The organism is Saprospiraceae bacterium (assembly GCA_026129545.1).
GTDB lineage: Bacteria > Bacteroidota > Bacteroidia > Chitinophagales > Saprospiraceae > M3007.
In genome coordinates this window covers 3,239,801-3,252,500 of sequence record JAHCHX010000001.1, presented here as the reverse complement: position 1 = coordinate 3,252,500, position 12,700 = coordinate 3,239,801, and the positions used below count along the sequence as shown (strand labels likewise).

Here is a 12,700-nt window from a genome sequence, read left to right as displayed (position 1 = left end):
CAAAGGTACTACGGGTTTCTATTTTTCAAATAGCGCGACCAAAGTTTTACGCAAAAAAATTAAATAGGCTAAAAAAATTGGGCAAATCGCGTCTTTTTTTCATATATCGTTTGTCATTTGAGTCGAAGAGGATATTTTTGAATGTACTTTCATTTAATCGCCTTGCAAAAAAATTATAACTGTGTCGCAAATGACTTTTCCTTCGGTACGCGAACTTTGGAGTGGTTTTGTGCATCTACTCTATCCTGAGTTATGTGCTGCCTGCGGCGAAGAGCTCCCGCATGGCGATGTTTGTTTTTGCTTCAAGTGCCAGTTAAAAGTTTCTACATCGGAAATGCACTTTTCACGCGAGAACGAGTTTACCAACAGATTGTGGGGCAGGGTAAATATCGAAAGCGGTGCTGCTATGTATTATTTCAGCAGGAAGGGGCCAGTGCAACAGGCTCTACATCAGTTAAAATACCACAACCAACCGGACATAGGGTTAAAAATCGGAAGGGCGTTTGGCAAAAAACTAAGGTCTTCAGAGGTGTTTCAATCGGTTGAGTCGATAATCCCCGTGCCGCTCCACCCTAAAAAGGAAAGGCTTCGGGGATATAATCAGAGTGCTGTATTTGCTCAAGGTCTTTCTGATGCAATGGGCATCCCCGTCTTGCATCGAGTCTTGATAAGGAGGTCGTTCACCGAAACGCAGACGAAAAAAAAGCGGATGGACCGTTTTGGCAATGTCGGTGAAATATTTGTTGTGGACAAACCCTCTCTTATCGCGGGTAAGCATTTGTTGCTCGTGGACGATGTGTTGACGACAGGTGCCACATTGGAAGAGTGCGGGAAAGCACTTCTGGGCGTACCTAACACAAAACTGAGCATGGCCACCATTGCCATTGCCGTCAATTGATTAAATGCCACGACAATGAAAAGAATCTATCCTCGCCAGATTAAGGACAAGTTTTATCTTTCACGTTTGTTGGAGCAGTATCTGACCACCTTGGAAGAATCTCCGATGCAGGTCAAACTTCGGGCTTTGGCTTATAATTCAAAAATACCCGAATCCATTTTTCGCCGTCTTATGAATCTACACCGAAACCCGGAAGATGCTCCCAACATCAATGCCGAGGATTACCACATTCTTTTTTCCAACATCATGTTTCGCTATCCCACCGTGAAAATGTGGCTTCAGGATGACGGCGAGGTGTTTTTTGAAATGTGAATGGCCAAGCCTTGTTTTTTGAGAGAACTTGAATCTTCGTAACGTTGCACCTTGAGTTGTCATGTATTGAGACTTTATTCATGCTCGCGCCTGACCTGTCTTCTACCATTGTAGCGCTATCTACCCCACCGGGAGTGGGGGCTACTGGGGTCGTTCGGTTGTCCGGCCCTCGCGCTGTCATTATTGCAGACAAGATTTTTAAGGGAAAACGCTTGGAAAACCAACCAAGCCATACGGCACATTTTGGCAAAATAATCGCTGCGACGGATGGTGGCGAGCGAGTGATTGATGAGGCGTTGGTCACTGTTTTTAAAAATCCGCAATCATACACGGGGGAAGATGTTGTTGAAATCAGTTGTCACGGTTCGCCATATATCCTGCAAGAAACAATTCAACTGTGTCTTCAAAATGGTGCCAGAATGGCTGCCCCCGGCGAGTTCACGCTGCGAGCTTTCTTGAACGGCAAAATGGATTTAAGCCAAGCCGAAGCTGTTGCGGATTTGATTGCCAGCGAAAGCGAGGTAGCGCATGGTGTAGCTATGCGGCAATTGAGAGGTGGTTTTAAAAATGAAATCCAACATCTACGCGAAGAGCTTATTGGTTTCGCCAGCCTTGTAGAACTCGAGCTCGATTTTGCGGAAGAGGATGTGGAATTTGCAGACCGCACCCAATTGAAAACTTTGGTGGAAAGAATCAGGAAGTACATTCAAAATCTACTGCGCTCCTTTTCGTTGGGCAACGCCTTGAAAACGGGGGTTGTCACCGTCATTGCGGGACGGCCAAACGCGGGAAAATCCACCCTCCTCAACACCTTGCTCAACGAGGAACGTGCCATCGTATCAGACATCGCAGGCACTACCCGCGACACCATCGAAGAAGTACTCAATATTAAAGGTGTGCAATTCCGGCTTGTTGACACAGCGGGTCTCCGTGAGGCTCAAGATGCCATTGAGGCCATCGGCGTTCAGCGAACGATGGAAAAAATTGAGCAAGCAAGTATTCTCGTATATGTGTGGGATGTGGCGGCCATGACTCTTGCGGAGTTGTATGAAGATTTGTCGCAGTTTGCTCCGCTTCGGAAAAGCGACGGAAGGCTTCTCATCGTCTGTAACAAAATGGACAAGAATCCTTATTTCAAAACCGAGTGGCTATTTGACCCCATGCATCCTGACGTGCACCCCTATCTTCTCGAAGGTGGGATGCCGAGAGGTTTGTCGTTACTCGCCCATCAGCTATCTATTTTACCTATTCCCATTTCGGCAAAAAACGCTCAAAACATTGAGTTCTTAAAAGAAAAACTCTTCGAGGTAGCCATTGGAGAAGAGGTGAATCTGGAAAGCACTGTCGTCACTAATGCCCGTCATTATGATGCGCTGCGCCGGGCCGATGCCGCGCTGACCGATGTTTTAAATGGGCTTGAAAATGGCGTGACAAGTGACTTTGTGGCGCAGGATATTCGACGCTCGTTGGCCTGTTTGTCTGAAATCACGGGCGATGTTGTGGGTGTAGAGGATATTTTGGGGACGATTTTTTCAAAGTTTTGCATCGGCAAATAACGGGGTCAAAACTCCAGTCTCCAGCTCAAATTGGGAATAAGCCCCAGCTGATATTTCGTCTCTACCGATTGCTTGTATGGGTCCCAATACTGATAAGCGACGTTTTCTTGCATCAAGGCATTTTGGAAGTCCATCGCAAAGGTGCTGTTGCGGCGGTCGCCGAGGCTGCGTTTCCAGTAGACCCTTAAATCAAGCCTGAGATAATCGCGAGGGTTGGCCGCAAATCCTGCGCTTTCGTCAAAAACCGTGTGTCCAACTTGTGCCGATGCAGCGGCATTCACGGGCAAGGAGCGAATGCCATCCGTCCATGTGAAGCGACCGTTGAGGCCGAAAGCACGCACTTGGCCGGGGCGCTTGTCGCGATACCATTCCTTGCCGCCTGTGACGTTGGCAATGTAGCGTGCGTGCCAACGAGTCGTGCGCCATGCTCCATCACTCCCTTGATATGCCGATTTAAAAAAAGTGGCATTGGCAAGCACAAACCACCCTTCCGAAAAGTAGCGTTCTGCGGTCAGTTCAAGGCCGCGATTTTCTCCTGCTCCTCTGTACGCAAATTCTTTTTGGGAAAAAATTCGGTACTCGTTCTCATTGAGCAAACTAAAAGATGTCGGAACGTTAGCATCAATGCCTACATCCGTTTGTCGCTGCCAAAAAATTTCTGTTTTCAGCACCCAACTTGGCACCACGCTCCAAGTGTGCTTCAAGCCAGTATGCCACGCACGAATCAAATCGATATGGTCTTTGAGCAGCCATAAGGGCGCTATCGCGCTATACCGACCACCGGAAAGCGCGAGGCGATGGTTGGGGGCCAACTGATGTGTCAGGGTAAGGCGCGGTTCTATTGTGTGTCGGTTTTTGTATGGAAAAACCAAACTATGTGCTCCAAACTGCACACTTGTTTTTTCGTCGCGGCTGCTCCATGTTGCGTTCGCCCAAGGTTGGGTGATAAAATACCGATGGTCTGGAATTTCCTGCGACATCGTATTCAGCAGGGCCTCATAGCGATATTGTTGTTGTGTCAGCATGGCTCCTCCCATGATGCGCCATTGCGAGTGCAGGCGCTGCGACAGGGTGATAGAGCCGGACAATTTTGACTCGTCAACATAGTCGTAGCTATCGTATTCCGCGTATTGTTCGGAAAATGAGGTGCGAGCATTCGATTGCGCTGAAGCAGCAAACGCTACTTTCACCCATCCTTTTTTGCCCAACGGCGACCAGTTGGATAGCCCAATGACTCCTGTTTTTGACTGATAGTCAACGTCGAAAAAATCTTTGAACTCCTTGATCGCAGTCGAATCGGATTTGTGTTCGAACACGTTGTTGCTCAGCCCACCCAAACCAAAAAGCGACCATTCACCACCGTTTTTCCCTTGAAAATTGAATTTAAAGGATAGGTCTTGAAAATCTATTTGCTCGTCGCCAAATGAGATGCCCATTTGACCCAAAAGCCCAACGGTGGAATAGCGATAGTTGAACAAATATGAATTTTTGCCGCGTTGGAACAATGGTCCTTCGGCAGCAATATCAAGTCCGATGAGACCAGCCTGCGCGGTAAACTCGTGCTGCCGGGTATTGCCGCTCCGAAGATTGATATCCATGATGCCGCCCAGTGCCTCTCCGTAGCCAGCGGGAAAAGACCCGGTGAGCAGCGATGAGTTGTCGAGCAGTTGAGCCGAAAACATTAGTACCCCGCCGGCGGCGGCGGTGGGCCGGTCGCTGATGGTGCCTGCGTTGGTCAGGTGATTGGGATTAACCACATCAACGCCTTCCAAACGCCAACGCATAAAAGCAGGGCTGTTGCCCCTGACGCTGAGGCCATTGGCTTGGTCGTCATTGTTCATCACGCCCGGATACGCCATAGCCAATCGAGCAGGGTCGAAAAAGGTAGCGGGGAATCGCAGTGTCTGTTCGCGAGTGAGCGGGATGGCACCCAACGGCTGCAACGGGCGTCTTGCAGCTGCATTTACCACTGTCAACTGTGGCAAATCCATGTTTTGGTCGTAGTTAATATCCAAGAGGGTTTCTTTTCCGCCAGCCACGCTGATTTCTCTAATTGTCATGGGTCTGTAGCCTCCATAAGTTACTGTCAGCGTGTAGTAGCCGGGGCGCAGGGATTGGAAGAGATATTCTCCTGCTGCATTGCTCTGCGTTGTAATTGGTGTGCTATCGGCTGATGCGGCAAGGCTTACATTTGCTCCTATCAATGCTTCGCCCGTAACGACATCGCGCACGGTGCCTCTCAAAGTTTGGGCAATGGCCCAATGCAACGGCAACAGCAGTGAAAAAAATAGTAGGGCATATTTGATTGATGATGACATGGTCAAGGTTTCTATTGTTTTTTCTGAACGCAAGGTATTGCTCTAGGAAGAACCCTGCTAATGATTGAGCGGAAGAGATGCCTTTGTGGTGTGCTTTTATTCACAAACGGTTTTCCCGACTTGATTTCGCAAAAGTTTGAAGATGGGCACCCCAACCTTACCTTCGCTTTTTTGTTTTCAAAAAAAAATTGAAAATAACTCAGCAGCACAAGCAGGCTCCAACCAAGATTGGAATGTCGTCTTGGGTTTATCGTCATGAATATCTCCGACCTCCTACACCGCGCCCTCCACTTCGAGTGGCTTTCGCCCGAAGAGGGTGTTTTTTTGTTTGAAAATGCCTCCACCGCCGAATTGATGTATGTGGGCAATTCCATGCGTCAGCATCACGTGCCCAGCAAAATCGTGACTTGGATTATTGACAGAAACTCGAATACGACCAATGTGTGTATCGCCAATTGCAAGTTCTGCAATTTCTATCGGCGGCCTGGCCACGAGGAGTCGTACATCACCACGATGGCGCAATATCGCACGAAAATAGAAGAGACTTTCCGATTGGGCGGCGAGCAGCTTTTGTTGCAAGGTGGTCACCATCCCGACTTGGGGTTGAGCTTTTACGCAGAGCTCTTCCGCCAATTAAAATCGGAGTATCCCAACCTAAAGCTTCATGCGCTCGGCCCGCCAGAGATTGCTCACATCGCCAAGTTGGAAGGCATGAGCCACTATGATGTGCTGAAAGAGCTAAAAACCGCAGGGCTTGATTCGCTGCCCGGCGCGGGGGCCGAAATTCTCAACGACCGTGTCAGGCGCTTGATTTCCAAGGGAAAATGTGGGGGCGAGGAATGGCTAGATGTGATGCGGGCTGCCCACCAGCTGCGTCTTACGACCTCTGCGACCATGATGTTTGGGCACATCGAGACCAATCTTGAGCGCATGGAACATTTCGCCGCCATACGTCAGGTTCAATCCGAAAAACCCGCAGACGCAAAAGGGTTTTTAGCGTTCATCCCTTGGCCTTTCCAAGATGAAGACACGATTTTGAAAAAACTCAAACGCGCTCGCAATGCCGTCACGGGCGATGAGTATGTGCGTATGATTGCTATGAGCCGCATCATGCTTCCCAACGTGGTCAATATCCAAGCTTCTTGGCTGACCGTAGGCAAACAGGTGGCACAAGTTTGCCTTCATGCGGGGGCTAATGATTTTGGCAGCATCATGATTGAGGAAAATGTGGTGTCAGCCGCGGGAGCGCGTTTTCGTTTTACCGCGGATGGCATTCAACAGGCGATTCGAGAGGCTGGGTTTGTGCCTCAGCTGAGAAATCAACAGTATGAATTCCGTGACTTGCCTCCCAACATGGCACAACAGGAGTTAGACAGAGTGGCTATGGTGGTGGATTAAGGAATCTGTGAAGGATAATCTTATAGTTTCACACATTCTTAGGTCGCCGTTTCAAACTTGACGCACTTTTTCCCGATTTTCAACACGGCTTCTATCAAGAGTTCCAAATCAGCCGTCGTGGTGCGATGATTGGCGATAGCCACTCGCAGGCAATATGCTTGCTGTAACACTGTATAGGATGGCACTGCGATGCCGCTCTCGTGCAGCTGCATCAATATCTCTCGGTTCAAGAGATTCAGCTCGTGGATGTTCAAAAACCCGGGATTGTAACGAAAGCACACGATGTTGAGTGGGACTGATGCCATGAGCTCCAAGCCGGGCGTCTGGGCGATACGCCGAGCGAGATATCTTGCTTGCTCGATATTTTGTCGAATAAGACGAACGAATTTTTCAACGCCGTGCTCTTTGAGCGTCATCCACACTTTCAGGGCTTTGAAATCGCGAGAAAGCTCTGGCCCATAGTTCGACATCCCCTCCGGCCCGGCGGCAAAGCCTCGCTCGTGATGTGTCAAATAATCGGCACTGTAAGAGAAGGCGTTTCGATGCGTGTCGCCTTCGCGCACGAGCACACAACCCACATTGTATGGCAGATACATCCATTTGTGCAAATCGAAGGCGATACTGTTGGCATAGCTAAGCCACTTCAAGGCATCTTCATATTCTGGCAGCAGGCGCGCCAGCGCGCCAAATGCGCCATCAACATGAAGCCACAAGCCTTTTTCCTTGCATATATCTACCAATGCTTCCAATGGGTCTATTGCACCCGTGTTGACCGTGCCCACATTGGCCACGATGCAGAAGGGGCGATAACCCGCCGCCTCGTCGCGGGCAATGCACTCCTTTAGGTGCCCTACATCGAGCGTATAGTGGCTATCTACCCGAACATGACGCAGCGCATCCGTTCCCAAACCGAGCATTTCAGCCGCTCGGGCGATGCAACTATGTGTTTGGGCGGATGCGTATAGCGTCAATTTAGCTTTGCGTCCTTGCAGCCCTTCCTTGCGGATATTTTCGTCAGACGCGTTGCGTGCCACAATTAGAGCTGTGGCGTTGGCCATGGATGCGCCGCTAACCAATAGGCCACTCGCGTTTTGAGGATAGTGCATCATATGTTTGCACCACTCTATGACTTGTTTTTCCACATACATGGCAGCTTGGTCTCCGAGCGACACATTGGGGTTCATCGCCGCCGCGAGCATCTCAGCCAAAGCGGATTGCATGGAGCCTGTTCCTTTCACCCAGCCCCAAAAGCGGGGGTGTATGTTGCCATTGTGATAAGGCAATATATGTTTCTTGAAATCGGCGTATATGTCCGCGATGTCTTGAGGAAGCTGCGGCACACCCTCTTGCAGATATTCTTTTGCGGCATCGGAAGGTTTGCGCCAGACTGGCTGTTCGCCGATGTCCCGTAAAAACTGCGCCATGTCGTCCACCATTTGATGGCCAAGCAGCCGCATTTTTTCCCAATCCGATGGGTCAAGTGTTTCGGTGCCGGGGTTGGGAGGGTAGGGTATGTTGTTGTTCATAGCTTTTCAATTTTGTCAGGAGAGCAGGGTCAGCAGTTCTTCGCGCTTGCTTTTCGAGACGGCTACTTGCATTTTATTTTCTAAAATCAAGTATCCACCGTCGCCCCGCACGAATTCTCGCACTCGATTGAGGTTGACGAGATGCGAATGATGGGGCCGAAAAAAATCATACGGCGACAACAGGTCTTCAAATTCTTTCAACGTCTTGGAAATCAGTCGTTTTGCGCCATTACAAAGGTAAACTTCGGTATAGTTGCTGCTGGCCACGCACACCACTATGTCGTTGGGGTCAACAAACTCGATACTTTCTTTTGAAGCGAGCGCCACGCGAGCACGTTTGCCCTTCCGCTCGGCGTGTACATTGCTCAATAGGGCATCTATTTGTTCTGCGGGGATGCTTCTGTTTGTTTTTCGCAAATGTTTCTCGATGGCCTCTTTAAGCTCTTTGTTTTGAACGGGTTTTAGCAAATAATCAAGCGCACTGAATTTGACGGCTTGTATGCCAAAATTGTCGTAGGCAGTGGTAAAAATAATATCGAAAGACACATCTCGGCCTAATTCCTCCAGCACGTCGAAGCCATTGAGCATGGGCATTTCGATGTCGAGAAAAAGCAGGTTGGGCGTGTTTTTTTTCAAAAAGTCCACCCCCTCCGCAGGGTTGTCGAAGGCGGCTTCCACTACTACCTCTGGGCAATAGTTCTCGAGCTTCCATTGTAGCGTCTCGATGCTGGGTCGCTCATCGTCTATGATGACTGCTTTTATCATTTTTAAAAGTTGATAAAGGGTGGATGATGATTGATTAAGAATCGATGCATTGCGGCAAACCCTGCGTTATCGCTCTCACAACCCTTTGCAAACCGTCTTCACACTGGTATCGTCAGTTCCACGCGCGTTCCGGTTGCTTGTCCGTTCTCGTCCTTTAAATCAATGATTTCAACGCGGGCATCCATTTTGCGAAGTTTGTTGATGAGGTCAATGCGGTCGCGGGTAATACTCATGCCCATTGATTTTTTGTGATGATTCCCATTTTTCCCTGCTTTTAAGGCTGCCGATTCTTCACGGCCAATACCGTTGTCCTCTATCACACAGCGCAAGTATTCTCCCTCGCGAGCGATTTTTAGCAGAATTTTACCCTCGCATCTCTCTTTGGATATGTGCCGCAATCCATGCCAAATCGCATTTTCCAAAAAAGGTTGAATGAGCATGGGAGGAATCACGATACTTGACGTGCGCAAGGATTCCGCTACTTCAATCTTATAATCAAAACAATTGTCGAAGCGCAAGCTTTCCATTTGCAGATACAGGTCAAGCACTTCCAGCTCATCTGCCAGACTTATGTGGCCTGAACGCGACTGTTGGAGAATCAGCCGCACTAGTCGGGCAAAGTTGTTTAGGTATTCTGAGGCTTTTTTCGATTCGTTTTTGATGATATAGCTGTCTATCGAATTAAGGCTGTTGAACAGGAAATGGGGGTTCATCTGGGCCAACAGGGCGCTCATTTCTACTTGTGCCAACCTCTTTTCATATTCGGTCTTGAGGCGTTCTTTCCGACGAATTTGGCCGACACGATACTGATAAGCCCCATAGACGATGCCGCCGATGGCAAGCAACACAGCTCCCCTAAACCACCATGTGGCCCACCAAGCAGTGGCTACAAACACTGGGATTTCGAGCAGTTTTTCGTTCCAAACGCCTTCGTTGTTGGCTGCTTGCAATTGAAACACATACTTGCCTCCCGGCACGTTTGTGTAGTTGGCAAACCGACGGTTGCTCACTTCCGTCCAATCATCGAATCCCGCGAGCCGATAGCGGAAGCGCGTTTCGTTGCCGAGCGTAAAGGCTCTCGCCGAGAAGCCCACGGAAAAAAAGTTCTCCCAATACTGTAATCGGACTGGCTCTCCGCCATATAGGGACTCGTAGTGGCGAGATTTGTTCGACACATGAATCTCCGTGACATAAGGCACCGGCAGTTCGCGGTTGCGCTGAAGTTCTGCTGGGTTGGCCAACACGATGTCGTTGCGTCCGCCAAACACCAATTCGCCCGAAGGAAGAACAGAGAAGTGATAAAAATCGGCTTCTTTCACGCCATATCGAAAGTTGAAAGTGGTCAGCTCCAACGTCTCCGCATTGATTTTAAGCAACTCTTTTTCCGTGTAACTCCAAATATCACCATTTACGTCTGCCGCGATGTCGTACAGATTTTCCAAAATGCCTTTGCTTGCGATGTTAAACTTAAACGTCACGCCCAACTGAGGTTGAGCGGGGTTCGCCCACCCCAACCAGCCGTCGCTGCTTACCAACCACACCCGTCCCTTTTTGTCTTCCGTAAAATCAAACACTACCGGAAAACTGTTTGTGCTTGATTTTTTGTAAATAAAGTTGAAAATCGTGTCGTGGGCAGCATCGTACACGCCCAACCCGCCATCCCGGGCGAACCAGATATTGCCTCGGCTATCCTCAAATAACCCCCCGATTCTGAGCAAACTCTCTTCTTCGGTGGCCTGCAAGCTCTCCGCACCAAAAATACGCGGCTGGCGTTTGCTGGGGTCGAGACAAACAAGTCCTTCGCCAGTAGCGCAAAGCCAAATCTTGTCGTCGCGAGCAGCCAACACATCTCCCCATCGTTTAAAACGAATGCCTGGAACTGGCTTTTCTGGGCGCAACTGACCGCCCTTCGTTGGCAACCAAGTAAACAATCCTTCTTCCGCGGACACCACATACAGCCCATCGCGCCGGCGCGAGAATCCGCGCACCGCGACCTGCCTGTTGAAAGGGAACTTCGTCCATGTGTGGCTCAATTTGTCGAACCTGTATATGCCATCGGTATAACGAGGGCATACGATGAGGCCATCGCTCTCGATTTCGGGCAGGACGTAAAACGTGAACCCCCACTCCGTGTGCAAATCACTGTATGAGTATTGGGCAAATTGCTGCATCAGTGGGTCGAAGCATTGGATGCCTCGCAAGTTGCGTTGCCAAGCTCGCCCGTCTTTATCAATGCTTTCGGCCCCGTACAATTCCTGTTTGATATGTTTGTTGTGTTTGACAAAAACGACTTCTCGCCAGCGAGTGTGGTAAATGACCAGCCCATTCAACGTTGTTATCCAAAGCTCGTCGGTGTTGCGGCTCAAAATTTTGGCAGTCGGCGTTTGCAGGATGTCACTGCCATATTTATTTTTCAAAAATAGTGGTTCGAGCGTTTGTTTTTCGGGGTCAAAAACCGAAACGCCCGCCCCCCAGCTGCCCACATACAATTTCCCGTCACTATGGTAACACAAGCGCCGAAAAGCATTCACATTCACTTGATAATCTTTGTCTTTTTGCGGAAAAGTGAACCAGCGCACCTCGCCCGTTCGCTTGTTCACCTGCTGTAAGCCTGCGGGTGTGCCAGCCCAAACCAAGGAATCGCCATCCGACTCGATACTAAGAACCGATTGCGGAGAGTCCAGCATCGGCGAAATGGCCGGGTAAGCTTCTGGTGGGTAGGGATATTGGTAAAAATCGTCGCTCTCGGGGCGGAATTTCCAAAGACCATGAGAACGTGTCCCGAGCCAAATATCACCTGCCGAATCTTTGAACAACACCGAGACACTGTGGCCAAAATCGCGGGTCAAGGTGGCGGCCTTTCCTGTTGCCGTGATTTGATAATGCCTGAAAGTGTCGGCGCGGACATTGAGCACCGAAATGCCTTGTCCGGTCGCCACCCACACTTCATCTTTTTCTGGCAAAATGCTGAATATGTTGTTGTCAAGCAAAGAGCGGGGATTGTCTGGGTCGCGCCGCCAAACTTTGAATTGATTTCCGTCGAATCGGCAAAGCCCATCGTCAGCGCCCGCCCAAACAAAGCCATCCTCGCCCGCCACCACCAACCGCGCACCATTGACGGGCAACCCGTTTTCCCTCGTAAACTGCGTGGGTTGGCCAAATTTGTATTGCGCTGCCGCGATATTGGAGATGCCAAACCACGCTGCCACAATGAGCAACATGGTCCGGCGGGCTGGGAACACGTTTGCGAGACCATCGAAGAATTCGCAAGCGCCCCCCAACCATCTGCGAGTGCAATATAACGGAGGTGCATACATCGGACAAATGTAACATACTGGTTAATTCGAGGTGACAAATGCCGACAATTTGGCACTCGCATGTTTTCATTTCCCCTTAATGGGACACGCTGACAACGGTTTCCTTCATTGCCGCGACTCGCTCCTCGAAGGGCATCCTGCGCGACAAGGGGGTTTCCCATTGCTTGAAGAGGCCATTGACATACTCTGAATGAAGCGTTCGTTTTTGGGTGCGCAGATTCACATGAACATATCTCGTCCAAAGCATCGCTTTCACTTTGGTGCAGGACTCATTCCACATTTGCATTTCTACCAAAACGTCGCTTGAGTTCCATTCCAAAATGGACGACTGGATGAGTACTCTTTCCATAGCACGCGCCGGAGTCAGGTAGGCAATCTGGTTTTGCGCTACTACCCACGATTCGCCCGTTTTGGCTGCATGGTCGTAAATGTCGAATCCATAGTTGTGCAGCAGATGGTCTTCCCGCGCATTGATAAAATATTCGAGATAGCGTGTGTTGCTCAGGTGATTGAACGGGTCGCAGTGCATGAAACGGATGGTGTGCATCGAATCGGGAGCCTTTGTCATGATTCAAAATGTCTTAGGTCAAAACTTTTCAAAAACCCCCTC

General features: G+C 49.6%; 9 protein-coding genes. 4 read left to right on the top strand and 5 right to left on the bottom strand.

Annotated elements, in window-relative coordinates; translation table 11 throughout:
* Positions 1-190: 190 nt before the first annotated feature.
* The 3 genes from KIS77_12625 to mnmE all read left to right on the top strand — a co-directional run bounded on the left by KIS77_12625 (position 191) and on the right by mnmE (position 2,766).
* A complete protein-coding gene (locus KIS77_12625; GenBank protein MCW5923187.1) occupies positions 191-898 on the top strand; it encodes a ComF family protein in 708 nt (235 codons plus the stop codon).
* 15 nt (positions 899-913) lie between these two features.
* Positions 914-1,210 (top strand): hypothetical protein, encoded by a 297-nt coding sequence (locus KIS77_12620; protein MCW5923186.1) that lies wholly within the window; start codon positions 914-916, stop codon positions 1,208-1,210.
* Positions 1,211-1,290: 80 nt separating this feature from the next.
* Positions 1,291-2,766 (top strand): tRNA uridine-5-carboxymethylaminomethyl(34) synthesis GTPase MnmE, encoded by a 1,476-nt coding sequence (gene mnmE / locus KIS77_12615; protein ID MCW5923185.1) that lies wholly within the window; start codon positions 1,291-1,293, stop codon positions 2,764-2,766.
* 5 nt (positions 2,767-2,771) lie between these two features.
* Here mnmE and KIS77_12610 read toward each other — a convergent pair whose 3' ends face one another.
* Entirely contained in the window at positions 2,772-5,084 is a 2,313-nt protein-coding gene (locus KIS77_12610; GenBank protein MCW5923184.1) for a carboxypeptidase regulatory-like domain-containing protein, read from the bottom strand.
* A 255-nt stretch (positions 5,085-5,339) separates the two neighbouring features.
* Here KIS77_12610 and mqnC point away from each other — a divergent pair, with 255 nt between their 5' ends.
* Entirely contained in the window at positions 5,340-6,482 is a 1,143-nt protein-coding gene (mqnC, locus tag KIS77_12605; protein MCW5923183.1) for a dehypoxanthine futalosine cyclase, read from the top strand.
* Between the two features lie 38 nt (positions 6,483-6,520).
* On the opposite strand, the gene KIS77_12600 is transcribed toward mqnC, so the two are convergent.
* The 4 genes from KIS77_12600 to KIS77_12585 form a co-directional block, all read right to left on the bottom strand.
* Positions 6,521-8,008, bottom strand: a complete 1,488-nt coding sequence (locus tag KIS77_12600; protein ID MCW5923182.1) for an aminotransferase class V-fold PLP-dependent enzyme — start codon at positions 8,006-8,008, stop codon at positions 6,521-6,523.
* Positions 8,009-8,023: 15 nt separating this feature from the next.
* A complete protein-coding gene (locus KIS77_12595) occupies positions 8,024-8,773 on the bottom strand; it encodes a response regulator transcription factor (GenBank protein MCW5923181.1) in 750 nt (249 codons plus the stop codon).
* A 98-nt stretch (positions 8,774-8,871) separates the two neighbouring features.
* Complete coding sequence (locus KIS77_12590) at positions 8,872-12,015, bottom strand: histidine kinase (protein ID MCW5923180.1); 3,144 nt, start codon at positions 12,013-12,015, stop codon at positions 8,872-8,874.
* A 151-nt stretch (positions 12,016-12,166) separates the two neighbouring features.
* Positions 12,167-12,658: an acyl-CoA thioesterase gene (locus KIS77_12585; GenBank protein ID MCW5923179.1), complete on the bottom strand. Its 492-nt coding sequence runs from the start codon at positions 12,656-12,658 to the stop codon at positions 12,167-12,169.
* Positions 12,659-12,700: the final 42 nt, after the last annotated feature.

Coding starts and splice junctions, on each gene's coding strand:
- KIS77_12620 (MCW5923186.1), top strand. CDS start 914: ATGAAAAGAATCTATCCTCGCCAGATTAAGGACAAGTTTTATCTTTCA.
- KIS77_12585 (MCW5923179.1), bottom strand. CDS start 12,658: ATGACAAAGGCTCCCGATTCGATGCACACCATCCGTTTCATGCACTGC.
- KIS77_12610 (MCW5923184.1), bottom strand. CDS start 5,084: ATGTCATCATCAATCAAATATGCCCTACTATTTTTTTCACTGCTGTTG.
- KIS77_12595 (MCW5923181.1), bottom strand. CDS start 8,773: ATGATAAAAGCAGTCATCATAGACGATGAGCGACCCAGCATCGAGACG.
- KIS77_12600 (MCW5923182.1), bottom strand. CDS start 8,008: ATGAACAACAACATACCCTACCCTCCCAACCCCGGCACCGAAACACTT.
- mqnC (MCW5923183.1), top strand. CDS start 5,340: ATGAATATCTCCGACCTCCTACACCGCGCCCTCCACTTCGAGTGGCTT.
- mnmE (MCW5923185.1), top strand. CDS start 1,291: ATGCTCGCGCCTGACCTGTCTTCTACCATTGTAGCGCTATCTACCCCA.
- KIS77_12625 (MCW5923187.1), top strand. CDS start 191: ATGACTTTTCCTTCGGTACGCGAACTTTGGAGTGGTTTTGTGCATCTA.